This is a genomic window from Streptomyces purpurascens (assembly GCF_045040895.1).
Lineage (GTDB): Bacteria > Actinomycetota > Actinomycetes > Streptomycetales > Streptomycetaceae > Streptomyces > Streptomyces purpurascens.
This window is the reverse complement of the sequence record NZ_CP108341.1, coordinates 4,778,352-4,803,242: the sequence shown is the minus strand read 5'-3', so window position 1 is coordinate 4,803,242 and position 24,891 is coordinate 4,778,352. Positions and strand designations below refer to the sequence as shown.

The window sequence follows — 24,891 nt, the reverse complement described above, 5'->3', positions numbered from 1 at the left end:
GCCGGTCCACCGGTCCCCGAGGGGTCAGTCCCGTTCGAGGCGCGTGCGGTGGGCCAGCACGTCGCGTGCCACGTCGAGGGCCGTGCACCCGTGCGCGAAGGCGTCCGCCCGCAGCCGCGCGAGCGCGTCGTCCGCGCCGACGCCGAGCTGCGCCATGATCATGCCGACGGCCTGGCAGACCTCGTCGTGGTCCGCGGCCAGCCCGCTCAGCCAGGCCTCCCCGTCCCGCGCCTCGGGCTCGTCCCCGCGCGCCAGTGCCATCAGGGCCACCGTCATGACACCGGCCACGAGCCGGGCCACGTGCAGCTGGCGGGCGGTGAGCCCGCCCGGGCTGTCGCGGTACAGGTCGAGCGTGCCCACGTACACGGCATCGCTGCCCAGCGGCACCGCGTACACCGCGCGCACCCCGGCCGCCGTCGCCTCCTGGGCGAAGACCGGCCAGCGTCCGGCGTCGCGGCCCGTCGCCAGGTCGCAGGCGAGCACGGGCGCGCCGTCCTCCACAGCGCTCTGGCAGGGGCCGTCGCCCAGCGTCGCCTGGATCTGCGCCAGGTGCGCGGCGCGCGCGTTGCTGGCGCTGAGCTGCACGGGCATGCCGTCGCCGCGCAGCGACACGCTCGCGCCGACCACCGGCAGCAGCTCGACCGCGACCTCGCACAGCCGCCCCGGAACCTCACCGGGCTCGGCACCCCGCACGCCCTCGGCGATCACATCGGCGGCCCGGATCCCGTCCAGGTCCAGGTCACCACCGGGGTCACCGCCGGGGTCACCGCCGGGGTCACCGCCGGGGTCGTCCCTGGGCCGCACGACAACCGCCTCCTTCGATCACCCCGGCGGGCCGGTCAGCACCACACGCCCGGCGGCGACACCCGCGCGCTCCGAAGACCTCCTGGAATCGAGCCCCGACTACCCGTCACAGATGGGGCGAAACCCCCGCTCAGCGCTTCTCGTACGGGTTGTCCGGCTGCGGCACCCGCCGTACGGAGGTGACGTCGAGGACCGGGGGCCAGGCGGCGGCCGAGCCCGGCTCACCCTTGGGATGCCAGGTGCCGGTGACCGTGACCCAGGTGTCGACGGGCGGGGCGTCGGCGCCGCGCACCTCGGCCTTGCCGGTCGTGGCGTCGGCGGCGCAGCAGGAGACGAGGAGGCGGGTGACGTACCAGGTGCCGTCGTCGCCGCGGGTGACGAAGCCGGTGAGCCGGACCGTACGTCCCTTCAGCGAGCGGCTGCTGTCGTAGACCGCGCGGGAGCCGAACTCTCCGAGGGTGAGGTCGAGGGGGTTCCCGGACGGCAGCGCGGGGAAGCCGCCGACGCCCTGGGCCGCCCGCTGGGCCGCCTCGCGCTCCGCGCTGTAGGAGCCGAGGGCGGGCGGCGGGAACAGCAGCAGGGCCAGTGCGGGGAGAGCGAGGAGCCAGGCGACGCGGGGGCCGGCGGGGCCGTGGGTGTGCCCGTCGTGCTGCTCCTCCTCGTGCCCGCCGCGTTCCTCGGGCCCGCCGCGCTCCTCGGGCCCGTCATGCTCCCCCGCGGTCCGCACCACCACCCCCACGACCACACCCAGCAGCACCAGCCCCACCCCCGACACCACCAGATACGGCCGCAACCCCGCCTGGACGTACCGCAGGTACAGCTCGCTGAAGAGCGACACCCGCAGGATCGCCGCGCCGACGAGGGCGAGCAGGACGGCCGGTCCGTAGCGCCTCACAGCAGCCACCACCCCACCAGCACGCTGCTCGCCACGGCCACCAGCCAGGTCGCGGACGAGAACCGCAGTGCGAAGGCCCTGCCGAAGGTGCCCGTCTGGAGGGCGATCAGCTTCAGGTCCACCATCGGCCCGACCACCATGAACGCCAGCCGCGCGGTGGGCGGGAAGCCGCTCAGCGACGCCGCCACGAACGCGTCGGCCTCACTGCACACGCACAGCACCACCGCGAGGACGGCGAGCAGCAGCACCGACAGCCAGGCCGACCCCGTGAACGCCTCCAGCAGCGACCTCGGCACGACGATGTCGAAGGTCGCCGCGGCCGCCGCCCCGAGCACCAGGAAACCGCCCGCGTGCAGGAAGTCGTGCTGGAGCCCGGAGACGAAGGCGCGCGGTCCGCCACCCGGCGTGTGACCGGTGCTCCGCTTCGGCGGCCGCAGCCACTCCTCCCGTCCGAACCGCGCCCACAGCCAGCCCATCACCACGGCCGTGGCGAGCGAGGCGGCCAGCCGGCCGAGGACCATCTCCGGCTGCCCGGGGAAGGCGATCGAGGTCGCCACGAGCACGACGGGGTTGATCGCGGGCGCCGACAGCAGGAAGGCGAGCGCGGCGGCCGGGGCGACACCCCGCCGCATCAGACTGCTCGCCACCGGCACGGACGCACACTCGCAGCCGGGCAGGACGACCCCCGCCGCGCCCGCGACCGGCACGGCCAGCGCCGTGCGGCGGGGCAGGAGACGGGTGAAGACCCGCTCGGGCACGAACGCGCCGATCGCCGCCGACACGACCGTGCCGAGCAGCAGGAAGGGCACGCCCTGGACGGCGATCGCGGTGAAGACCGTCCACCAGGCCGCGACCGGCGGGGTGTAGAGATCGAGCGCGAGCAGGGGGCCGAGCACCGACCCCACCGTCACGATGGCGATCAGCGCGGCACCGCCGAGGACGGTGTACACGAGGGTGCGCAGGGCCGTCCGCAGCCCATCGGCCACCGCCGCCGTCCGTTCGTTCTCCACGTGCCCCGCCCCGGTCGTTCACATCCCGGGAGGAGGCTAACCCGCACGACTGTGCGAAGCCCCTGCTTCCTCACAGAGGAGGCTGTGCGGGCGCGGGCCCGAGCGTGGTCGTACCGGGGGCCGTACGGTGTCCGAGCCCCGTCCGGTAGGCGTCCAGGGCCGCCTCCACCCGCCCGGTCCGCCGCAGCAGATCGCCCAGCAGCCGGCACAGGTCGGCCAGGTCACCGGCCGCGCCCGCCCGCTCCAGCAGGCTCAGGGCACGGACGTAGTGCTCCTCGGCGTCCTCGGTGCGGCGGGCGTCCTCGGCGATGATGCCGAGCAGCCGGTGCGCGGCGGCGGAGTGGACGGCGCCGCGCTCGGAGGAGAGGTCGTCGAGCACCCCGTGCAGCAGGGCGGCGGCCTCGTCGGACTTGCCACGCCGATGGAGCACATCGGCCAGCTCGACGGCGACCTGGCTGCTGTAGAGGGCGGCGCGCTTGGCCGACAGCATGCCGAGGGCCTCCCGCAACTCGTCCTCCGCGCCCTCGAGTTGCCCGTCCTGGGCATACACATAGCCGCGCATCCAGTGGCAGTTGGCGAGTTCGGTGCGGATCTGCAGGCCGCGGTACAGCTCGGCGGCCTTGGCCAGCGAGGCGTCTGCCTCGGCGAGACGCCCCTCGGCGACGAGGGTGCGGGCGACGGACCGGTGCATCCGGGCGACCAGGGCCGGATCGCCGGACTGCGGGGCGAGCGCCAGGGCGAACTCGGCGGCCTGGGCCGCTCGCGCGTGCGCGCCCATGTCCATATAGGGCCCGATGACGCTGGCGTAGAGCAGCAGCAGCGCGTCGGGATCGTGCAGCCCACCCCGGTTCAACTCATCGAGAGCGGACTCCAGCAGATAGACGGCGTACCGGAGCTCCCCGGCGAGATAGTGCGCGACGGCCCGGCCGCGCAGGGCCGGAACCCGGGCGGGCAGCGGTGCCCCGGCCAGACATGCCTCGGCCCGCTCGAAGTACTGCCGGCCCGCCACCAGCTCGCCGGTCTCCAGGGCGCACTCGCCGAGCCCGAGCAGCGCGGCGGCCTGTTCCGCGGCCAGCCCGTGCGTCTCGGCCTCGACGAGCAGCTCGGCGTACTGCTCCGCCGCCGGCTCGGCCTCGCCGACGGCGAAGGTGCGCTGGGCCTCGGTCAGCCGCAGCCGCAGCTCGGTCACGAGCCGCGCCGAACGCCCGGTGGCCAGCTCGTCGAAGGCGACGCCGAGCCGCTCGGCGAGATGCCGCAGAGCGTCGTCGGAGGGCCGCACCCGGCCCGACTCCAGGGTGGAGACATAGGCCGGTGTGTACACGGGTTCCGCCAATTGCCGCTGTGTCAGCCCGCGTTCGACACGCAACCGCTGCACCCGGCGCCCGATCGTCCCCGGATCGTCACGCTCCCCCATGCCAACTCCCCCTGCCCCTCTTGCCGTTCGCCGCGAACAGCCCCTAGGTTAAACGGAGTGTTAAGCCGAATTGTCGTACACGCTTAATACGCTGCCGCCGTAGCCACCGCCCCAGTTGCGAGGTCGCCGTGCTCGAACGCACACGCACCGCCGAGCGCTACGCCCGAGGTCTCACCGCGGCCGTCATCGCCGTCGCGACACTACTGCTCGCGGCGAACGCGGGGCCGGCGAGAGCGTCGGAGCCACCGTCCGCGCAATTCGAACACCCGTCAGGCTCTTCGAAACCGGCATCCTGACCCGCCCGCGATGGGCACACTGTGACCCATGACTCAGTACGCGGAGTTGTTGCTGGACGACAGCACGGTGATACGCCTGGAGCTGTCACCGGTCGGGGGGCCGCAGGCCGAGGGCCAGGAGTCCGACCCGGGGGAGTACGGGGAAGACGGGGAGTACGAGGAGCTGCCGGACGGCATCCAGGGTTCGGAGCCGATCGGCCGACTGCGTGATGCCGCACGCGTCCTGGTCGGCGGGACGGTACGTGGTGTGCTGAGCCCGCTCGGCCCGCTGCTGCGGGAGGTCCACGCCACCGTCACCTCGGTGGACGACCCGCCCCAGGAGTTCAGCGTCGAGTTCGGCCTGCAACTCGGGCAGGACCTGAAGCTCGGCATCGTGGGCGTCAACAGCACGAGCAGCGTGAAGGTCTCGGCGACGTGGCGGCCCGTCCCGGACACCGTCGTCTAGGGCGCCACCTTGCCGTGGTTCTCCCCGCCGGGCCCGTCCCGCCCGGCGACCGTGTCCGTGTTCCCGTCCTCCGGGAGCAGAAAGTGCGTCGGCGCCGGCGTCCTGCTGCCCGGCAACCGTGTCCTGACCGCCGCGCACGTCGTCAACATGGCCCTGGGCCGGGAGGACGCGGAAGACACCGCCCACCCTGGCAACGAGACCGTGCTGCGCGTGCGCGTCGGCCACCACTGGCAGGACGCCCGGGTCAAGGTCTGGATACCGGTACGCGATCGGAAGAAGACGGACTGGAGGGGCGATCTGGCCGTGCTCCAACTCCCGCACAACTTACCGCCGAACCTCGTACCGCCCCCGTGGCTGGAGGTCCGCGAGGGGATGCGGGTCTGCGCCTGGGATCCGTCGGGCCAGCCCGAGTTCTCCCTGGCCCTGTGCGAAGTGATCGCGGTCAAACCGGAGTACGAGTTCGCCGTCGTGGACACCACCCGCAGCGCAGTGCCCATCGGGCACGGCTACAGCGGCGGCCCGGTCTGGTGCAACGAGGAACGGGCCGTCGTCGGCATGATGGTGGCCAAGGTGAATGGCGTGCCAAGGGCCCACGACCGCAGAAGGGTCGACGACCTCAGCTGGTTTCTGCCCACCCAGCGCATCCGCAGGGAACTCGACGCCGAGGGCGTCGCGCACCTGCTCGACCCGACGCCCGACACGGACGAACCCGACACCTCCAGCGAGGCCTTCGACCTCGCGGACATCCTGAGCCGGAAGGTGGACGGCACCAAGCAGCTGGCCAGGTCCGGCCGCGTGGTGGCGAAGAAGTGCGGTCTGGGTCATCCGCGCGACCGATCCGCCCCCTCCGTCGAGGAGTTCGCGCGCGTCCTGCTCACCCACCCTCGCGCCCTGGCCGAACTCACACAGGCGCTGTCCGCCAAACCCGGCGCCGTGGCCGAACTGCTGGAGGTGGGCGCCCGAATCCCGCAGTGCGCGCTGCTCACCCACACCGAACGGGAGCGCCTGAACAGGCTGCTGGCGTCACTGCCCCACGACATCGTCGCGACCGTCCCCACCCTCGTCCACGACGCACTCCCCGATATCGACCTTCCCGACGCCCTGCACACCGATCCCGACTGGCAGAACGCCGACACCGCCAGTGCCCCGCTGGCGGCGCTGCTCGACCAGTTGGAGCGCAACCGCCGCGCCCCCGCGACCGAACGGTCCCACAGCCCGCTGCTGCCCGCCCTGGTCTGCTTCGTCCTCCATGTGGCCGCCGCGTCACCCGACCCGAACGGGGCCGATCTGGTCGGCTGGTGCGCCAAGGTCGTCCGGCGGACCCAGGGACACCAAGCCGCGCTCGAGGAGCGGCTGGCACACGCCAAGGGACTGGCCTGGCGGCTGGCGGCGCCGAACCAGAACGCGCCGCGGTTGCTCGTACGCCTGCGAAAGGTCGACGGCAAGGGCGACAACTGCCGGTTCACCCTGCGCATGTGGAGCCGCAAGAGCACCACGTGGCAGCGCGTCCGCGTCGACGAGCGGCAGGCCCGCGACACCGCCGACACGGCCGCGACCATCTTCAACACCGCCTCCACACTGTTGCGGCCCGGTACCCGGCCCATCGTCGAACTACTCCTGGACCGCGCCGACCTGGACCTGAACCCGCACTGGTGGATGGCACCGGGCCCGCTGAACACCCACCGGGCCCTGGGCGTGGAATTCCCCGTGGTCTTCACCTGTCCGGAGCTGGTCGAGCAGGGCTGCGACGCGGAGTTCCTCCGGGAGCGGAAGAAGCGCCTGAACCGAGGTGTCCTGGTGCGCATCGACGCGTCGGTCAGCAGTCTCGACGAGGTCTACGGACGTCTGGCGGGCGAGATGGACGCCGTAGGGGTCGTCATCGGCGAGGTCGACCCCGCCTTCCGCGAGCTGGTCGTGCAGTACTGCCTGGCGGTCGGCATGCCGGTGGTGCTGTTCGAGCGGGGCGGGCAGGACTGGGCGCGGGCCGAGAGCCGGCTCGTCCGTGACGCCCCGGCAACGCTGCCGATGACGGTGCGCGAGTACCGCCGAGACTCCTTCAAGGAACCAGCCGTACACCTCGGACGACCCGTGCTGGCCTGGTGCGACGACACAGGACCGCCACCCGGAGACCTCTACCTCGATGACCCCTCGGAGGAGCTCGCATGACATCCGACGCACACTGGCGGATCTTCCGGGGAGACGGCGAACCCCGGGGCATCGACGGTCTTCCGCCCGCTCCGCCCTGGCGCCGCTTCGGCGACGGCCCGCGCTCCGGCACGAACGCGGCCCCTTACCTCATCTCCCCCAAGGACGCCGATGTCGTCAACGCCGCCCTGCATCTGCGCCGCCCCCTGCTCGTCACCGGTCAGCCAGGCACCGGCAAATCATCCCTGGCCCGGGCCATCGCGCACGAACTCCGGCTCGGGGACGTTCTGCACTGGCCCGTCAACAGCCGGTCCACCGTGAGCGAGGCCCTCTACCGCTACGACGCGGTCGGCCGGCTGCGCGAGACCACCCTGTACCGGGACCGGGGACACGAAGAGCCACCGATCGGCACCTTCGTCCGGCTCGGCCCTCTCGGCACGGCGCTGGTGCCCCGGACGACACCGCGTGTCCTGCTCGTCGACGAACTGGACAAGGGCGACGTCGACCTCCCCAACGACCTGCTGACGGTGTTCGAGGAGGGCGAGTACGAGATCCCCGAACTGGCCCGGCTCCCCGAGGACCAGTCCGTCGTCGACGTGCTGTCTGCCGAGCCCGACACCCGGATCACGGTGACCCGGGGGCGGGTCAGGTGCGACGAGTTCCCCGTCGTGGTGATCACCAGCAACGGGGAGCGCGACTTCCCGCCCGCGTTCCTGCGCAGGTGCGTACGGCTCGAACTGCCGCCGCCCGACAGCCAGCGCCTGCGCGAGATCGTCTCGGCCCACCTGGGCGGAGCCGCGGCAGCCGATGTCGAGGACCTGCTCCAGGTCTTCCTGAGCCGTCAGCAACGCGGCGGACTCGCCACGGACCAGCTGCTCAACGCGGTGTTCCTGCGCGCCGGCGGGGTCGACCTGGACGCCGACGGGCTCCTGGACGCCGTACTGCACCGGCTCGGCGGGACCATCTGAATGCCCGAGGACAGCACGGGATGCGGGCTCCGGCGCGTGCTGAACCTGCTCGCCGACTGCGGGGTCACCCTCTCCCAGGAGGAACTGCTCGACACCCTGTGGCTGGCGCGACAGCTGACCGGCTCACCCGAGTCCCTGCCCCTCCAGCGGGACGCCACGCCCAGTGTCGCCCCTCCCCCCACCCCGGTCGTGCCCGACCGGCGCAGGCCACACACGGCACCGGGAGGCAGGGCCGGTCTGTACGGCGCCCCGCGGCTGGAAACGCGCGCTGAACCGGAAACCGCCTCGTCCGGGCCCGAACCGGAGACACCGCAGCCGGCCGCGATGCCCCAGGCCGACGAGACACGGGCGATGCCGCTGCGCGTGCCCGAGGCCAAGGCCCTGGCCGACGAGCTGCTCATCGGACGCGTCCTCCGGCCGCTGAAGCAGTCGCGCCCCAGCACCCTGCGCTACGACTTCGACGAGGAGGCCACCGTGCACGCCCTGGCGGAGACGGGGCTGCCCGATGTGGTGCTGCGGCCGGCTCCGGAGCGCTGGCTCGACCTCGCCCTGGTGGTCGACGACGGCATGTCCATGCTGCTGTGGCAGCGCCTCGCCACCGAACTGCACGCCCTGTTGCGCCGGGCGGGCGCGTTCCGGATGATCCGCGCCTACGGACTGCACACCCGGGGCGACGAGGTCCACCTGCGCGGACGGCCCTTCTCGGCCGAGGCGAACCGGATCCCGACGGACCTGATCGCCGACCCCACGGGCCGGACCCTGGTCCTGCTCGTGAGCGACGGTGTGGGCCGGGCCTGGCGCGACGGCCGTATGCACAGCACGCTGAACAACTGGGCCCGTTGCGGGCCGACGGCCGTGGTGCACGCGCTGCCGAGGCGCATGTGGGGCGGCTCCGGTCTGCGCTCCCAGCGCTGGCAGGTGACCAGCGAGCGACGCGGCTCGGCCAACACCGAGTGGGGTGTCGCCGACCCGGTGCTACCGCGGCACGTGGTGTCCTTCCGCGGGGTCCCCGTACCGGTGCTGGAGCCCGCACCGGCCGCACTCGCCGCCTGGGTGCGGCTGGTGGCCTCGCCCGCCTCGTCCGCGACGCTGCCCCTCTTGGCCGCTCCCGGGTCGTCGGGAGCCCGGCCCGTGGACACCGGGCTGCCCCGGCTACGGCGCTTCCATGCCGCCGCCTCCCCGGAGGCGTACCGGCTCGCGGCCCATCTGGCCGGTGTCGCCCCCCTGTCCCTCCCGGTGATGCGGCTGGTGCAGGCGGCCATCCCCTGGGCGGACACCGCGAACCTGGCCGAGGTGTTCCTCGGCGGGCTGCTGCGTCCGCTGCCCGGGCCGCCGGGCGAGTCCCTGCCGCCGCAGCACCAGCTCTTCGACTTCGACAGCGACATCGGAAACATCCTGCTCAACGCCGTGCCGCTGGCCGATGTCGTGGAGACCGGCCGGACCGTGAGCGCCCGCCTGGAGCGACTGGCCGGCCGCTCCCCCGAGTTCCCCGCCTGGCTCGCCCACCCCGAGGGCACCGAACGCATCCCGTCCTCGACCCGGGCCTTCGCGGCCATCGGCCCCCGGCTGGCGGCCCGCTTCGGCGTCGGCAGCCTGGAACGGCGCATGGGGAGCGTGTGGCGGCCGCTCCGATCGGGCGACCCGTGGCGCATCGGGCCGTACACCCTGCACGCCAGGGGGGCCGACGACGGGCTGTGTCGCAAGTTCCTGGGGCGCGATGCGGACGGTACGGAGGTTGTCGTCCTCACGGCCGACGGGTGGCACGTGAACCATCTGAGCATCGAGGTGAACGCTCTTCATCTCGTCGGCGGCAGGTGCGCGCCCCGGCTCCTTGGCCGCGGCCTCACCGAGGACCCGCCCTGGATCGCCGAGAGTCCTCCCCACTCACCGGACGGCATCCCGGCCGAGCCGCTGGCCACGGTCCTGGCGCGCGGAGACCTCGAACCGGATGCCGCCCTGGAACTGGCCCAGCGCCTGTGCGAGGCCGTGGACACCAGTCACCGAGCCGACCTGGCGCACGAGGACCTCACTCCCGAGACGGTGCGGTGCCTGGGCCGTACGGTGATCCTGACGGACTGGTTCCGGTCCTCTTACCTGTCGGATCGCGGCATCGACCGGGACATCGCGGCATTGGGGACCCTCCTCGCCCAGCTGATCACCTTCGCACCCGGGGATCTCGGCGAGCTCCGGGAGCTCATCGAAGCGTGTGATCCCGCCCATCGGGGATTCCGGCCGACTGCGGGACAACTCGCGGAGGTACTGGCCGGCCGGCTGGGCATGCAGGGGGACGACGGCATGCTCGTCGCCGCGATGGACGCGCGGGCCAGGACCGAACTGATCCGCACACGAGTCCGCTCCTGCCGCCAGGTCGCCGTCCTCGGCCTGGGCGGCACTTCCGGCAAGAGCACCACAGCCGCCCTGCTGGCCACGGTCTTCGCCACCGAGCGGGGCGGCGGGACCATCGTGGTGGACGCCGATCCCGGGGTAGGCACGCTCGGCTTCCGGGTGAACGAGAACCGGGGCCGGGGCATGACCGCTCTCACCCGGGCCCTGAGCCGTATCAACAACGTCCGAGATCTCGACCCGTACCTGTCCACCATGAGGTCGGGCGCGCACGTCCTGACGGACCTGGTCGGTCTGCCCGCGCCGGACCCGGCGCCCGTCCAGCGGGTCCACGACCTGCTGCGACAGCACTACGAGATCCTGATCACCGACTCCCACTCCACGGACCTCGACGCGAGCAAGCACGCCGTCCTGGGCCCCGCGCATCAGCTGGTCATCGTGGCGGAGTCCCTGCAGTCCCTGGTGACATCGCACGCGAACGAGTACTTCAGCCGCCTGCTGGGACTCGGCTACAAGGAACTGCTGTCGCGGAGCGTCATCGTCCTGTCGAAGGCGTCGCCTGACGGGCGGCAGAGGCTCAACCCATCGGGCGTCGTCGATCGGCCCACCGAACTGCGCCATCTGTGCCGGGGCATCGTGGCCATCCCTCACAGCCCGTACCTGGCCAACGCGGGAGAGGCCGACCTCGGCGGACTCGACCACGAACTCCGCGACGCCTACTACGCTTTGGCAGCCCTCGTCGCCCAGTCCTTCAAGGCGACGTAGGCCTCCGGCGAGACGGTGAGGATCCCGGCCCCGGGATTCTTGGAGTCGCGCACGGCGACGCCGGGTCCGAGGTCGGCGACCTCGACCACGGCGTTCATTTCGGTCTGTAGCCGAGCGTAATCACTCGACTCCGCCCGGCATCTGCGCCGGATCCTCAGGGTGTACCTCACAGCCTGGGAGATGAGTGAACTGTGCGACCCGGCCGGCCTCGCCCTCACCGAACTCGTCGCCAACGTCGTACGCCACACGCCCGACCGGCGCGCCGCGGTGCTGATGATGCGGTGGCCGGACGGGCGTGGGGTGCGGGTGGAGGTCACGGACACCTGCCCGCGACCGCCGCTGTCCACAGCCGTGGACGAACTCGCCGAAGACGGACGCGGCGTGCTGATCGTCGAGGCCGTCACGGATCGGTGGGGGTGGGATCCGCTGCCCGACCGACCCGGAAAGACCGTCTGGTTCGAATGTGACGCGAAGCCGTAAGGCGGTTAAGGAATTCAGTCAGTGCGAATTCCCGCGTGCGCGAATATAACGCCAGCCGAAGTAGAAAACTCCGAGAGTCCCTGCGGCCGCACCGACGGCACACGCAGCCGTCGCCCACGCGGCCATGTCCCGCGTAATCCACAGCAGGCTCACCACGACCAGCGCCATGGAGAACAGCAGGCGTTCTCCATAGCCCGGGCCGCGACGGCCGGTCAGTCCCCGGTAGCCGTGCACTTGTACGTCACGCCCTTCATCCTGATGTCGCGGTACCCCACCTTCACGGTCGGGTTGGTGGGAGCGACATCGGTTCCGCCGCCACCGCCGGTGTCCTTCTTGCGGCAGTAGTAGCCGAGCGCGTCGAGCTTCTTGATGTCACTCATCGCCTGGTACTTCTTGTAGGAAGCGATCATGGCCGCTCGCTTCTCAGCAGGCGTGGCCTCCTTCGCCTTCGTGTACAGGTAGCACCCGACGCTGGCGCCGATCCCGACCCACGAGGCGCCCTTGGCCAGGGCCTTGGTGAGGCCCGCCGCGCCGCTGCCGATCCCCAGGACCGCGCAGATCTCGTCCGCTCCGGCGCGGAGTTCCGGCTGTGCCGGAGCCGCTTGTGCCGACTGCGCTCCGGCGGCACACAGCGCACCGGTCATCGCGAAGGCGATTACGGAAGATATTCCCTTGCTTCGTACGCTCACGAAGTCCGTCCCCGTTTTCTTCAATTGTTGCATGGTCAGTGCGAAATTGAGGCTACCCACGGGGACACGCGTGCGCAATGGAGGAGTTGTGAACATCATTGGGAGGAGATTCAACCGGGTAAAACTTCCCTCAACGCCTCGTCAAGGTTTTTCGCTATTTCCGCGTCACCGAGCCCGCTTCCCCCCGGGCCGCGCGGAGGAGGGTCGTACAGGGCGTCGAGTTCGGTGATGAGGGTGCGGTTCACCGCGCCGTACAGGGGCGTGACCGGGCGGTGCACGGCCTCTTTGAGGGCCGGGTACAGGATGCCGCGGGAGTAGCTGGTGCCGTCGGCGAAGCGGTCGGGAGGCGTACGGACCGTGCTCTCGCCGGTGGGGGACGCCGAGGGCGCCTCGGCGTACGCGGGGGCGTGCCGGCAGTCGGGGGCGGTGCCGGACTCCTCGTAGGCGGAGGCGCGGGTCGCGGCGAACCCGGCGCGCAGCAGGCAGCGTTCGCTGTCCGGGTCGGTCAGGAACGCGATGAGTTCCTCGGCCTTCGCGGCCCGTGGCCCGGACATGGACGAGGTGACGGCGAGGTTCTGGCCGCCGAGCACCGCCTTGCCGGGCAGCCGGGCCACACCGAGCTTGCCCTTGAAGGTCTCGTAGAGGGTGGGATAGACGTACGGCCAGTGCCGCAGGAAGGTGGTGCGGCCTTCCGCGAATGCGCTCAGCGACTCGGCCTCGCGGGACTCGGTGGCCTCCTTGAGCGTGTAGGCCTTCGCCGTACGCGCACGCAGTTCGGTCACGCCCGCCGTCAGCTGTTCCCTGGTCGCGACGTACGTGCCGTCGCGGTCGGTCAGCCGGAAGCCGGGGACGGCCGAGGCGAACGCCTCGATCGCGTTGACGGTACGGCCCTCGTACGCGGCGAGCTGGGTGGTCCAGCCCGCGTTGTCGCCTGCGGGGTCGACGGCGTCGATCAGATCCCGCAGCTCGTCCCAGGTGACCCCGCCGCTGAGCTCGGTCCGGTAGGCACTGGCTTTCCGCAGATGGTCCTTGCGGTAGTACAGCAGGCCCGCGTCGCTGTTGAAGGGGACCGCGTACCGCTCGCCGTCCCAGTACGACGTGCTGTTCACGGACGGGATGAGGTCCTTCGGGGACTTGACGGCCGCCTCGGTCAGCGGGCGGATCAGGCCGGATTCGGCGAACTCCGGGATCCAGGTCACGTCGAGGTTCACCACGTCGTAGTCGGCGCTGCCCGACTGGAGGGCGCCGAGCAACTGGCTGCGCTGCTGGTCGGCGGAGCCGGGCAGTTCCACCAGGCGGGCCTGGTAGCCGTGTCTGCCCTCCTTGGTGTTCCAGGCGTCGATGAGCTGCTGGCGGATGCCGTTCTTGCCGGTGACGTCCTGGCCGCTGGCCACCACGATCCGGGTGGAGGTGTCGGCGCCCTGCGGCTGCTCCTGCCCCTCACCGCCGGTGCAGGAGGCCAGGGCGAGCAGCGACAGCAGGGACAGCACGGCGGCGGGCAGGCGGCGGGCCGTCATTCCTCCCCCGTTCCGATGCGGGCGACCTCGTCGCGCAGGGCGGGGACCAGGTCGTCTCCGGCGTCCAGGCAGCGGCCCCGGCCGGCCTCGGCGATGAGCGTGCCGGGACGGCCGCTGTCGCAGGCGCCGCTGTTCAGGGTCACCATGGCCACGGGTGGCATGCCCGCGGTCCCGGCCCGGTCGACCACCTGCTTCAGCCGGTCGCCGGTCAGGCGGGTGTCGTCCTCGCCGTCGGTGAGGTACACGATCAGCTGCGGCCTTTCGTCGTCGGCGCCGCGCTCGCGCATGAACGTCAGGGCGTCCAGCAGGGCGGCGGGCGGATCGGCCTCCGCGTCCCGCACCTTGCCGGTGTCGAGGGCCTGCTCGGCGTCCTCGCGGGGGTGCGTGCCGAAGGGCAGCAGCTCGGTGTGCGTACGGCCCGTGAGGCCGTGCACGGCCCACATCCCGTACTCGTCCTCCCCGCCGAGCCCGGACAGGGTCTGCTTGAGGATGCCGGGGCCGCCGCTGGGGCCGTCCCACAGACCGGCCATCGAGCCGGAGCTGTCGAGCAGGAAGAGGACCCGGCCGGGTCCGTGCGCGTTGCCGTACCGCTCCAGTGCCGTGTCCAGATCCGACGGGTCGGCGGACTCCGCCGGGGGGACGGCGCCGGTCAGCCCGTCGGGGGCCGACCCGGCGTCGAGCAGAGCGCGGTCACCGCTCGCGGACCTGAAGCCCTGCTCGCCGAGCACCGCCCGGCCTTCCGCACCGGTCAGCCAGGTGCGGAAGCGGTTCGCCTCGTCGTCGCGCGCGTCCGCGTCCAGGTCGCCGTGATCCCAGCGCACCCGCACGAACGTCGGTTCCAGACCGGGTACGTCGTCCGGGTAGGCGGCGGTGCGCGGGACGCGCGTGGCCGGGTGGCAGCCGACCCCGCTCCTGAGCAGGAACTCCGGGACCAGGGCCGCGCCGCGGTCGTCCACGGCGCCGTCGTCGGGCAGGGTGCACAGCAGCTTGACGGCCGAGGGCTCGGGGCGCTCGGGCCGGGTGATGAGCCGCTCGGCACCGCGCGCGTCGTCCCCGTGGCCGTACAGGCCCGCGGTCGCCAGCAGTGCCGCGCCGGTGAGGCCGGGGTCGGGGCGGTGCACCTCGGCGCCGCCGGGTGCTCCCTCCAGGGCGTCGACCAGCTCCGACAGCGACCGCCCGGTGGGCTTCCCGAGAGTGGGGGCGAGGCCCCGAGGGACGGCCAGCACGACCGGCGAAGAGGCGAACGGCTCGGCGTCCGGCTCCAGTCGGGCGAAGACCCGGTCCTCCTGCGCGGCGGCGACCCGGCCGACGTCGGCACCGGTCGCGGGAATCCACACGTCCGGCTGCGGGCCGATGTCCCGCTGCGGGTTGTCGTCCTCGCGCGGCTGCTGCCAGGCATCGGTCCGCTCGCCCAGCGCGGTCACCACGGCGGCGGCACCGGCGCTGTAGACGGTGACGCCGCCGCGCCGGCAGCCGTCGTCGGTGGTGTTCGCGTCCGAGGCGAAGTAGGCGTCCGCGGCGGCCTGCATCGCCGGCTCCAGGTCGGGATCGGTCAGCACGCGCAACTCCAGGGACGGCGCGCAGGTCGCGGAGTCGCCCATCAGGGCGAAGATCCCGTAGCCGCCGGCGCCGGTGGCGAGCAGGGCCAGCAGGAAGGTGAGCAGGGTTCGGCCGAGCCGGTCGGCGACGGCCCGGACGCTGTTGACCGCGCGCCCGAGCGGGCGTGACCGTCGGGGGCGGGGCGGAGGGCCGGGCGTCGGCGCCTCCAGTGGATCCGGCACCGGCACCGGCACCGGATCCGCTGCGGGCGCGGGCTCAGGCACAGGCACGGGCTCAGGCAGGGGCTCAGGCGCAGGCGAGGGCGAGGGCGCAGGCGCAGGCGCAGGCGCAGGCGAGGGCACCGGACGCGCCGCCAGCAGGATGTCCGCGTCCGGATCCCACGGAGGAGCCAGTGCCTGCGGTATCTGCGGGTCGTCCTCCTCCGCCGTGTAACCCGCCTCGTCCATCCGCTGCTTCAGCGTGGGATACAGCTCGGAGAGCCACACCTCCCCGCCCTCGTCGAGAACCTCCGCCAGCTCACGGGTGAAGGGCGTCGCGATGTCGGCGTCCCCGCCCAGGATGCAGCGGTTGGGCTGGACACTCATCAGGAGGAGGACCTTCTCCTTGTTCCCCTCCGGATCGGCGAAGCGGTGCCAGACCCCCGCCGCGTGGCCCGCGTAGCAGCAGTCCAGGATCACCAGCACCTTCTCGGCGCGGCTCTCGGCGACGCAGATCTGGCCCAGCACCTGGGCGAAACTCACCGCGCCTGGCAGCTCGCCCGCGACCACCTGCGCGGTGCGCATCTGGAGGTGCAGCTCGCCGCCGGACGTGTTCACGACGGCATGCCCGGCGAAGTAGAGCAGCAGCAGGCCCTCGGCCTCGCGCACGGCGCCTCGCAGCTGGCCCCTGAAGTCCTCCTCGGACGGTGAGGCCAGCACCCTGACCTCTCCCGCGCCGAACACCCCGCTCCGGTTCAGGGCGTCCTGAAGTGTCTTCCGGTTGTGCCGCACGGCGGGGAGCTGGCCGGTCACGCCCTGCGGATCCGGCGCCGTGTGGTCGTATTCGGACACGCCGACGAGCAGCGCACGGTTCGCTCGGCCGCGCGGGTCGAAGCGGGTCACCGGGCTACTCGCCGTCGGAGCCCAGCGGACGGATCTCCGAATCGGGTTCGCCGCCCTGGAGCCTGCGGCGGTTGTTCTTCCAGGTCTTCACCGCGCGGTTGGTGTACTCGGTCAGCGCCACGACCGTCGCGACGTCACCGAGCAGTTGGAGGACGAGCTCGATGTCGGGCCCCAGACGCCCCTTGGGCCCGTCCGTGCTGGTCCGCTCCTCGATACGCAGCTGCCCGGCGGAGAGCAACTCCTCCAGCGGCTCGTCCCGTTCCAGCCAGGCCCGCAGGGCTCTGACATCGTCCACGGTCGCGCCTTCGCCCAGCCGGACGCGTACGCCTAAGACAGCCACTTCGTCCCCCTCTGTCATACCCGACATCATGACACCGGGTCAGGCCCCCGGGGCAGACCTTTGACACGACCCGCGAAGGCGATTGCACGCCCCTTTCACGCCACGCGCACCCGGCGCACGCGGCTCAGCCCTGGGTCTGGAGCTGGCGCAACTGCCGCTGGACGTGGTCGAGGGCCCCCTCGCGCCGCCCGGGCACCCGGCCGCGCAACTCGGCGAGTCCGAAGCCCAGTTCACGTGCCTGCGCGGAGTCGGCTATCTGCCCCCACTGGTGGTGGGCCCGGTCGACGGCCGACTCGACGGCGGGCGCGTCCACCGCCTGCCCCGCGTTCAGCCGGGCGGTGGCCACCGACAGCCAGGTGCGGCAGCTGCGGGCCGCGTCCCCGGCGAACATCGCCAGGTCGGCCCGTACCTCGGCCCAGTGCAGGGCCTCTTCGGAGGCGGGTCCGTGCGCGGCCACGGCGGCCTGCTCGTGCCGGGCGGCGAGCGCGTCGGCGTCCTGGTGCCGGCCGGACTGGACCGCGGCGGTGATGGCGGTGTGCGGATCGCCGCTCACCGGCCCCTGCGTGCTGACCACGATGTCGCGGCCGGCGCTCTCCTGCGCGATCCGGGCCAGCGCCTGCTGGTGCAGCTGCTCCGGCGGCGGGCGGAACCCGCTGCGCAGGATCGTCGCCACGGCCTTCATGTACGCCGGTGCCGCCACCGAGCGCCGGGACGGCGGTGGTGCGATACGCCCGTGGACGGCGGTGCCGCGGCCCGAGTCCAGGGGGGTGCTCCGCAGCAGCTCCCAGGCCTCGGCGTCCGCGTGCAGGTCGAGCATCAGCGTGGTCGCCCCGGCGGGTCTGAGCCGCAGCTCCTCCCGGAACCAGTGCCAGGGGAAGGCCGTGTAGCGCACGGTCGGGGCGGTGGTGCGGGCCAGCGCGAGATGCGGCAGGCGCTGCTTGCGGTCGAGCTGGAGCTGTCCGGTGACGTACACGGTGAGCGGGCCGGGGGCCGTGGCGGCGGCACGGAGCCGGGTGAGGACGGCCTGCGGCTCCAGCGGGTCGGCCAGTTCGACGACGTTCGCCGTGTCCGTGCCGGACAGCACGGCGGGCGGCACCGCGGCCAGGACGGGGAGCACGGAGGCGGCGTCCACCAGGCGCCCCTTGCCCAGCGGCGAGGCCGCCAGCAGCAGCACGGTTCCGGGCATCTCTTCCCCTCCCCCGGTCGATCACGTACGGCAGCACCGTAACCTCTGCGGCTGCAAAGGGGGCCCTCAGGACCGCAAACGTCCGCCTTCGGGTGGTTCGCCCCCGGCCTCGGGCACGATGTCGCCCGGGCCGCGTTCCCGTACGCCGACTTGCCAGCGGCCCCCCGCAGGTGTGCCCTGGTAGGCAGGGGCAGGGAGAGAGGAGCACTCTCATGGCTCATGCGGCACCCGCCTCACGCGAGATCGTCCTGCGGCGCCGTACACCCGATGTCTTCAGCCCGCGCACCCACGCCATGGCGAAGGTCGCGGTGCCCGTCGCCGTCGGGCTCGTCTACGGCTACTGGGCCGCGGCCCTGCGGCGCGACGCCGGGCCCATCACGGGCTGGAACCTGCTGTTCGGCTTCCTCACGACGTTCGTCTTCGCGGTGGTGTTCGCCGCCGTCTGGAACGTCGCCCAGCGGCTGCGCCGCGAGCTGCACGCGCTGCTCTGGTTCGTCTTCACGGGCTGCGCGATGGGCTTCCTCTACAGCCAGACCGGCGGATCCGTGCTGAAGTCGGCCGGGCTGGGGCTGGCGGTGGGGGCGGGCGTGCTCGTGATGCTGTTCTACCGGTACTACTCGCGTGAGGACGCGACCGGCCACCGCATCGGCTGATCGGCCGGCCCTCGTTCGGCTCGACATGTGGGGCCGATTGCAGTCACTCCGCGCGCGAAGGGGGCCCGGGGCGGCTTGCCTGGGAGGGTGCCCGAGCCAGACCGGGCGCCCGTACCCGAGAAGGCGCCCCCACGACCGCGGAACGCCCTGTCGGCCGTTCTGCTGGCCCTCGCGTGCCTGCTCGTGCCGTTCGGGGCGCTCGCGTCCTGGGCGGCGCACGGGCTGACCGACACCGGCCGCTACGTCCGGACGATGGCGCCGCTGGCCGCCGACCCGGACGTGCAGCGCGCGGTCGCGGACGCCGTCGGGGACGGCATCATGCGGGAGGCCGGGTACGAGCTCGACACCGGCTCCCTGCGCGGCGCGGTCGGGCCCTTCGTGCACGACGCGGCGCGTTCCTTCACCCGCACCGAGGCGTTCCAGGCCGCTTGGGACGCGGCGAACCAGGCCGTCCACGCCGCCGTGCTGCACTCCCTGCGCGACGACGAGGCGCACGCTGCCGCGGTCACCGTCGACCTCGCCCCGGTCGTCGCCCGGGTCAAACGCCAACTCGCCGACGACCACGTGGCGTTCGCCCACCGCATCCCGGTCGCACACGCCCGGGTCCCGGTGCTCCCGGCCGGGGACATGGACCGACTGCGCAGGGGATACCACGTGCTGGACACCGCCGCGTTCTGGCTGCCGCTCACCGCCGCCGTCCTGGCCGTCGCCGGGATCGCCGTCGCCGCCTGCCGCCGCCGCGCGGTCACCGCCCTCGGCCTCGGCACGGCCCTGGGCGGCGGGCTGCTGGTCCTCGCCGTCGCGATCGGCCGCCGCCTCACCCTCGCCGACCTGCCCGACGCACTCCACCGCCCGGCGGCGGGCGCGGTCTACGACGCCCTCACGACCACCCTGCGCACGGTGTCCTGGCTGCTGCTCGTCCTCGGCCTGACGGTGGCGCTCGGCTCGTGGCTCACAGGCCGGTGCCTCGCCGCGCGGCGACGCGCGCGAGCGTCCGCAGCGCCCGCCGCAGATCCCCCTCCGAAGCCGACGCGAGCCCGAGCCTGACGGCGTCGGGCGTATGGCCGGGGGCCACGGCGAAAGCAGGACCGGGCGTCACGGCGATACCGTGCGCCGCAGCCGCCACCGGTGGCACCAGACACGTGACTCACAAACCCGTCCCCCGCCGCGCGGCGACGCGGCCGAGCGTCCGCAGCGCCCGCCGCAGATCCCCCTCCGAAGCCGACGCGAGCCCGAGCCTGACGGCGTCGGGCGTATGGCCGGGGGCCACGGCGAAGGCAGGGCCGGGCGTGACGGCGATGCCGTGCGCCGCGGCGGCGGCCGTGAAGGTGTCGGCGCGCCACGGGGACGGCAGCTCCCACCAGGCGAAATATGCGCGCGGGTCGGAGCGCACGGCGAAGCCGGCGAGTTCCTCGGCGAGGATCCGCTGCCGCCGCACCGCGTCCGCCCGCTTGGCCTCCACCAGCCGCGCCACCGTCCCCTCCGACGCCCAGCGCACGGCCGCCTCCAGCGCGAACCGGCCCGCGTTCCACCCGCCCGACCGCACGGCGTCGGCCACGGCGGCGACCCGCTGCGGCGGCACGACGAGGAACCCGACGGTGAGCCCGGGGGCGACCCGCTTGGAGAGCCCGTCGACGACATGGGCGAGGGCCGGGGCATGGGCGGCGAGGGGATCACCGGCCCCGTGCCGCTCGCCCGACCCGTGCAGGAAGGACCAGATGCGGTCCTCCACGATCGGGAGGTTCAAGTGGTGGATCAGCTGGGCGAGTTGCAGCCGCCGTGTCCGGCTCGTCGTCAGGGACGTCGGATTGTGCAGCGTCGGCTGCACGTACAGGGCGGACAGGGGCGCCGTGCGGTGCGCGGCCGCGACGGACTCCGGGAGCAGCCCGGCCGGGTCACCGGCCAGCGGCACCAGGGTGATGCCGAGCCGGGCCGCGATCTCCTTGACCAGCGGATACGTCAGCTGCTCCACGCCGACCCGGCCGCCCGGCCGGACCAGGGAGGCCAGGACGGCGGCGATGGCCTGGCGGGCGTTGCCGGTGAACAGCAGCCGGTCCGGGCCAGGGCGCCAGCCGGGCGTGGTGAGGAGGGCGGCCGCGGCCTCCCGCGCTTCCGGGGTGCCGGTGGCGGCTGCCGGCAGCAGGGCCTCGGCCAGCACGTCGGGGCGCAGCAGGGGCGCGAGGACGGGGGCGAGCAGCTCCGGCTGACCGGGCGCGCTGGGGTAGTTGAGCTCCAGGTTGACGGGGGCGTCGGCCGGGCCGGGCTCGGCGAGCGCCTGCCCCGTCGGACCCGCCGGGCCGGCCCGTACGAAGGTGCCGCGCCCCACCTCGCCGACGACCAGCCCGCGCCGTACGAGTTCGCTGTACACCCGGCCGGCCGTCGACGAGGCGATCCCGCGGCGCCGCGCGAACGCCCGTTGCGGCGGCAGCCGCTGACCGGGCCGAAGCCGTCCGGTGGCGATGTCGTCGGCGATCCTGTCGGCGATACGCCGGTAGTCACCCATCGGTCGGCCTCCCCTTGCATTGCACCGAGAGCAAAGATCTTATTGCACCGAGTAGTTGGGCGGCCTAGGGTCGTCCCCATGGCACCCTTCCTCGCATACGAGGACAAAGGCCCCGACTCCTCCCGGCAGCCCCTTGTCCCCAAGGTCCCCCTCGTTCTCGTCCACGGCCACCCCTTCGACCGCACGATGTGGGCCCCGCAGCTCGAGACGTTCTCGGCGGACCGCCGGGTCATCGCCCCCGACCTGCGCGGCTACGGCGCCTCTCCGGTCACCCCGGCCGTCACGGACTTCTCCGGATTCGCCCGGGACATCGAGGCCCTGCTGGACGAGCTGAAGGTGGAGTCGTTCGTCCTCGCGGGCCTGTCGATGGGCGGCCAGATCGCGATGGACTGCTACCGCCTGTTCCCCGAGCGGGTCAGCGGCCTGGTCCTCGCGGACACCTTCCCGTCGGCGGAGACCCCTCAGGGCGTCCGCACCCGCGACGCCATGGCGGACCGCCTCCTGGCGGAGGGCATGGGCGGCTACGCCGACGAGGTCCTGGAGCGGATGGTCGCCCCCTACGCCCCCGACGGGGTCAAGGCCCACGTCCACGGCATGATGACGGCCACCGCCCCCGAGGGCGCCGCCGCGGCCCTGCGCGCCCGCGCCCGGCGCCCCGGCTACGACGATCTGCTGACCCGCGTCTCCGTCCCGGCCCTGGTCGTCGTGGGAGCGGACGACACCTTCACACCGGTCTCCGACGCCCTGGCCATGCACGCGGCCCTCCCGGACGCGGCGCTGCACATCATCGACGGCGCGGCCCATATGCCGAACCTGGAACGCCCGGACGTGTTCGACCAGGCGCTGGGGGAGTTCCTGGCCCGCGTCGACGCACGGCAACCTTCCTCCGCCCCACCCCGTCCTTGAGGGAGGATGCGGGCGAACCACCCCGCGAACGGAAGGCCGGCCTGTGAACACCGCCGCTGCCGAATGGACCGCCACGGACGACGGGCCGGAGCACCGCCCGCCCCGGCGGAGGTTCGGCGCGGGGTTCGCCTTCCTGCTGCTCGCGGGTGTGAGCGTGGTCGTGGGCTTCCGGACCGCCGACAGCGACGGCATCACACCCGTCCCGCAGCTCCTCGCCTTCCTCCCCTGGCTGCTCGCGCCCACCGGCCTGGCGCTGCTGCTCACCCTGCGCTCCCGCTGGTGGCTCGGAACGGTCTGGGGAGTCGCCGTGCTCGGCCTGCTGGCCTGGTTCATCGAGCCGTACGGCAAGGTCGACGACCCCGCGGGCCGCCCGGTCGCCGACCTGCGCGTGCTGACCTCGAACGTCGAGTTCGGGCAGGGCACCGACTCCCTGGTCGCCGCCGTCCGCCGCGAGAAACCGGACATTGTCTTCGTGCAGGAGTGCGACTACGACTGTGACGCGCGGCTGAAGAAGGACCTCTCCCAGGGCTATCCGCACCGCAGTGCCGTCGAGGGCGGCGGTTCCGAGGGCTCCGTCATCCTCAGCCGCTTCGCGCTCCGGCCCACCGACGGGGTCCCCGCCACCATGGGCATGCCCGGGGCGATCGCCGACGTGGACGGGCACGCCGTACGGCTCCAGCTCGCCCACCCCATGCCCCCGCTGCCCGGGCAGGTGGACCTCTGGAAGCGGGAACTCGGCGCCGTGCGCGCCGCGGCCGTCACCGACCGCGGGACCCCGCTCGTCCTGGCCGGCGACTTCAACGCCTCCCAGGACCACGCCGCCTTCCGCCGCATCCTCGACACCGGCCTGCGCGACGCCTCCCGCCTGGACGGCGCCGACCGCACGGCCACCTGGCCGGCCCGGACCGCCCCGACGCTCGGCGCCCAGATCGACCATGTGCTGGTGTCGCGGGACTTCGCGGCCCGCGACACCCGCGTCCTGGACCTGGCCGACACGGACCACCGGTCGGTGATCACCGACCTGACGCTCCATCAGCGGCCTGAGGATGGGTCCTAACGGCCGGACTTCTCCAGAGCCTTGTCCATCGCCGCCGCGAAGCCGTTGGCCCACAGCTGGTTCACCCGGGACCGCTCGTTGGCGTTCGGAATGGCGTTGGTGCAGGACGTGCCGGGCCCGCCACCGGACATCAGCTCGCTGCACGGGCCCGTGTAGTGGTCGGGCAGACCGAGGACGTGACCGGTCTCGTGGGCGGTGACCCGCGTGGAGTCGTACTGCTGGTTCTGCCTGTAGTCGAGGAAGATGTAGCCGCTGCCGTGCCCGTCGGTGGAGGCGTACGAGCCACGGGAGTCATTGCCCTCCCGATAGCTGAAGTCGGCGGAGGACGCGGACCCCGACTGGAGTCTCACGTTCGACACCGAGCTGTTCCATATCTGGGTGCTGCGCGCTATCTGGGAGCTGAACGTCGGGGCGCGGGACGCGTCGTAGACGACGGTGACGGCGGCGGTGGCACTCGGGTTCGCGGCACGCTTCTCGGCGACGGACTTCAGGACGGCCTGGAAGAAGGCCTTGCTCGCGTCCGATTCGGCGGACTGGGCGACGTACCCGGCGTGCGGGGCCGGGGCCGCCGCGGCGGGAACCGCCGTACCGAAGCCGACCGTCGCAAGGCCGAGACCGAGAACCGCCAGCGCGGACATGGACTTTCGCATCGAGACTCCTTGGTGGGGGATTGAGTCGTCACCGGTGAGTCTCGATGCCTGTGCGGCGCCTGTGATGATGGCAACCAGCGATAGGACAGAACTATTGGCTGCCCAATTCACATGCTTTAGCGGTGAATTATGTGGCTGGTTATAGGCGCGATTCCGCTTTAGCCTCACAGAGCATGGAGCTCGAGGTGAGGCACCTCCGCGCGCTGTGCGCCATAGCCGACACCGGCAGTCTGCACCGCGCCGCCCGGCACCTGGGCGTTGCCCAGCCATCGTTGAGCACACAACTGCGCCGTATCGAACAGGAGCTGGGCGGCCCGCTGTTCCTGCGCGCCCACACCGGCTGCCGCCCCACCCCGCTGGGCCGCCTGGTCCTGAGCCGCGCCCGTCCGCTGCTGGGCGAGATGCACCTGCTGGTGGTCGAGGCCAGGGCGGCGGCGGCCGGCGGCGCCGAGCTCCGTGTCGGCTCGACCGCGAGCAAGGCCCTGGCGGGCTGGCTGCGCCGCCTGCGCGCCCACGGCCAGAATCCCACCCTTCATATGAACGTCTCCGCGAACGCCCTGCTCCGCATGGTCCTCGACGGCCAGCTCGACGTCGCCTTCGTGCACGAGGTGGAGGGCTGCCCGCTGCGCATCCCCCCGGAACTCCGGCTGCGCGTCCTGGTCGAACGCGAGCCGCAGTGCGTATCGCTGCCCGTCGACCATCCGGCCGCCGCGAAACCCGAGGTCGACCTGAGCGACCTGGCCGGCGACCGCTGGATGATCGACCCCACGGTCGACGGCGAATGGGACGCCGTCCAGCGGATGTTCCGCGCCGCCGACGTCAGCCCCCACGTGCTGCACGGCGACTACCACACGGCCGACGCCCTGGTCGCGACCGGCGAGGTGGTCACCGTGTGCCAGCCGACCCGCACCCCCCGCCCCGACATGGCCGTACGCCGCCTCAAAGGCGACCCTCTCGGCGTACGGCTGCTCGTCGCGGCTCGTACGGAGACGGCCCTGGCCGGCGTCTACCCCGCGCTGGAGGAGGCGTACGGGGAGGTGGCGCGGCAGGCACCGGCGTACCGGGACTGGCTGGACCGAGCGCCTCATGGCACGGCGCGGCTCGGGGCACGACCGGTACCCGACGGCCCGCACAGACCGCCGAGCCCGGCCCTGCCCTGATCCCG

Annotated in this window: 21 protein-coding genes and 1 pseudogene; 10 read left to right on the top strand and 12 right to left on the bottom strand. The window is 72.8% G+C overall.

The genetic code is table 11. The features are described 5' to 3' along the window. Positions 1 to 24: 24 nt before the first annotated feature. From OHU35_RS21875 to OHU35_RS21860, 4 genes are all read right to left on the bottom strand, one after another. Positions 25 to 804, bottom strand: a complete 780-nt coding sequence (locus OHU35_RS21875) for a GAF and ANTAR domain-containing protein (protein WP_405506477.1) — start codon at positions 802 to 804, stop codon at positions 25 to 27. A gap of 130 nt (positions 805 to 934) precedes the next feature. Beyond that, a complete protein-coding gene (locus tag OHU35_RS21870; protein ID WP_189725910.1) occupies positions 935 to 1,699 on the bottom strand; it encodes a TIGR03943 family putative permease subunit in 765 nt (254 codons plus the stop codon). Next, positions 1,696 to 2,709 (bottom strand): permease, encoded by a 1,014-nt coding sequence (locus OHU35_RS21865; RefSeq protein WP_405506475.1) that lies wholly within the window; start codon positions 2,707 to 2,709, stop codon positions 1,696 to 1,698. Before OHU35_RS21865 ends, OHU35_RS21870 begins: the two co-directional genes overlap by 4 nt. Before the next feature lie 70 nt (positions 2,710 to 2,779). After that, positions 2,780 to 4,123, bottom strand: coding sequence for a tetratricopeptide repeat protein (locus OHU35_RS21860; RefSeq protein ID WP_359891050.1), 1,344 nt, complete (start codon positions 4,121 to 4,123; stop codon positions 2,780 to 2,782). Between the two features lie 324 nt (positions 4,124 to 4,447). Here OHU35_RS21860 and OHU35_RS21855 point away from each other — a divergent pair, with 324 nt between their 5' ends. Genes OHU35_RS21855 through OHU35_RS21840 form a run of 4 tightly spaced genes read left to right on the top strand, consistent with a single transcriptional unit; the run spans position 4,448 to position 11,085 of the window. Next, entirely contained in the window at positions 4,448 to 4,864 is a 417-nt protein-coding gene (locus OHU35_RS21855) for a CU044_2847 family protein (protein ID WP_405506472.1), read from the top strand. 9 nt (positions 4,865 to 4,873) lie between these two features. Further along, positions 4,874 to 7,030 carry a trypsin-like peptidase domain-containing protein gene (locus OHU35_RS21850; RefSeq protein WP_359891054.1) on the top strand — a complete coding sequence of 719 codons (2,157 nt, stop codon included), beginning with the start codon at positions 4,874 to 4,876 and terminating at the stop codon, positions 7,028 to 7,030. Then, positions 7,027 to 7,977, top strand: coding sequence for a MoxR family ATPase (locus OHU35_RS21845; protein WP_189725502.1), 951 nt, complete (start codon positions 7,027 to 7,029; stop codon positions 7,975 to 7,977). Before OHU35_RS21850 ends, OHU35_RS21845 begins: the two co-directional genes overlap by 4 nt. After that, a complete protein-coding gene (locus OHU35_RS21840; protein WP_405506469.1) occupies positions 7,978 to 11,085 on the top strand; it encodes an SAV_2336 N-terminal domain-related protein in 3,108 nt (1,035 codons plus the stop codon). On the opposite strand, the gene OHU35_RS21835 is transcribed toward OHU35_RS21840, so the two are convergent. After that, complete coding sequence (locus OHU35_RS21835) at positions 11,040 to 11,183, bottom strand: DUF397 domain-containing protein (protein WP_189725500.1); 144 nt, start codon at positions 11,181 to 11,183, stop codon at positions 11,040 to 11,042. The two genes, OHU35_RS21840 and OHU35_RS21835, sit on opposite strands and share 46 nt — an antisense overlap. A 40-nt stretch (positions 11,184 to 11,223) precedes the next feature. On the opposite strand from OHU35_RS21835, the pseudogene OHU35_RS21830 reads away from it, so the two are divergent. After that, positions 11,224 to 11,565: pseudogene (locus OHU35_RS21830) on the top strand (ATP-binding protein); the annotation flags it as partial. 212 nt (positions 11,566 to 11,777) lie between these two features. Here OHU35_RS21830 and OHU35_RS21825 read toward each other — a convergent pair. The 5 genes from OHU35_RS21825 to OHU35_RS21805 all read right to left on the bottom strand — a co-directional run bounded on the left by OHU35_RS21825 (position 11,778) and on the right by OHU35_RS21805 (position 17,957). Continuing rightward, positions 11,778 to 12,254 carry a hypothetical protein gene (locus tag OHU35_RS21825; RefSeq protein WP_359891061.1) on the bottom strand — a complete coding sequence of 159 codons (477 nt, stop codon included), beginning with the start codon at positions 12,252 to 12,254 and terminating at the stop codon, positions 11,778 to 11,780. Positions 12,255 to 12,364: 110 nt separating this feature from the next. Continuing rightward, on the bottom strand, positions 12,365 to 13,771 hold the full coding sequence (locus OHU35_RS21820) for an extracellular solute-binding protein (protein ID WP_405506466.1): 1,407 nt from the start codon (positions 13,769 to 13,771) through the stop codon (positions 12,365 to 12,367). Beyond that, a complete protein-coding gene (locus OHU35_RS21815; RefSeq protein WP_405506464.1) occupies positions 13,768 to 16,431 on the bottom strand; it encodes a substrate-binding domain-containing protein in 2,664 nt (887 codons plus the stop codon). Before OHU35_RS21815 ends, OHU35_RS21820 begins: the two co-directional genes overlap by 4 nt. A gap of 4 nt (positions 16,432 to 16,435) precedes the next feature. Further along, on the bottom strand, positions 16,436 to 16,726 hold the full coding sequence (locus OHU35_RS21810; protein ID WP_229873054.1) for a hypothetical protein: 291 nt from the start codon (positions 16,724 to 16,726) through the stop codon (positions 16,436 to 16,438). 169 nt (positions 16,727 to 16,895) lie between these two features. After that, positions 16,896 to 17,957 (bottom strand): hypothetical protein, encoded by a 1,062-nt coding sequence (locus OHU35_RS21805; RefSeq protein WP_189725496.1) that lies wholly within the window; start codon positions 17,955 to 17,957, stop codon positions 16,896 to 16,898. A 212-nt stretch (positions 17,958 to 18,169) separates the two neighbouring features. Here OHU35_RS21805 and OHU35_RS21800 point away from each other — a divergent pair, with 212 nt between their 5' ends. Both OHU35_RS21800 and OHU35_RS21795 read left to right on the top strand, forming a co-directional pair. Beyond that, a complete protein-coding gene (locus OHU35_RS21800; protein WP_189725495.1) occupies positions 18,170 to 18,610 on the top strand; it encodes a hypothetical protein in 441 nt (146 codons plus the stop codon). 87 nt (positions 18,611 to 18,697) lie between these two features. Then, entirely contained in the window at positions 18,698 to 19,657 is a 960-nt protein-coding gene (locus tag OHU35_RS21795; protein WP_189725494.1) for a hypothetical protein, read from the top strand. A 100-nt stretch (positions 19,658 to 19,757) separates the two neighbouring features. On the opposite strand, the gene OHU35_RS21790 is transcribed toward OHU35_RS21795, so the two are convergent. After that, positions 19,758 to 21,113: a PLP-dependent aminotransferase family protein gene (locus tag OHU35_RS21790; protein WP_405506461.1), complete on the bottom strand. Its 1,356-nt coding sequence runs from the start codon at positions 21,111 to 21,113 to the stop codon at positions 19,758 to 19,760. A gap of 78 nt (positions 21,114 to 21,191) precedes the next feature. On the opposite strand from OHU35_RS21790, the gene OHU35_RS21785 reads away from it, so the two are divergent. Together OHU35_RS21785 and OHU35_RS21780 are read left to right on the top strand one after the other, a co-directional pair. Continuing rightward, positions 21,192 to 22,019, top strand: a complete 828-nt coding sequence (locus OHU35_RS21785) for an alpha/beta hydrolase (protein WP_359891083.1) — start codon at positions 21,192 to 21,194, stop codon at positions 22,017 to 22,019. A gap of 43 nt (positions 22,020 to 22,062) precedes the next feature. Continuing rightward, complete coding sequence (locus tag OHU35_RS21780) at positions 22,063 to 23,076, top strand: endonuclease/exonuclease/phosphatase family protein (RefSeq protein WP_405506459.1); 1,014 nt, start codon at positions 22,063 to 22,065, stop codon at positions 23,074 to 23,076. Here OHU35_RS21780 and snpA read toward each other — a convergent pair. After that, positions 23,073 to 23,726, bottom strand: coding sequence for a snapalysin (gene snpA, locus OHU35_RS21775; protein ID WP_189725490.1), 654 nt, complete (start codon positions 23,724 to 23,726; stop codon positions 23,073 to 23,075). The two genes, OHU35_RS21780 and snpA, sit on opposite strands and share 4 nt — an antisense overlap. 173 nt (positions 23,727 to 23,899) lie before the next feature. Between snpA and OHU35_RS21770 the strand changes: the two genes are divergently transcribed. Then, positions 23,900 to 24,886 (top strand): LysR family transcriptional regulator, encoded by a 987-nt coding sequence (locus OHU35_RS21770; protein ID WP_189725489.1) that lies wholly within the window; start codon positions 23,900 to 23,902, stop codon positions 24,884 to 24,886. The last annotated feature ends 5 nt before the right edge of the window (positions 24,887 to 24,891 follow it).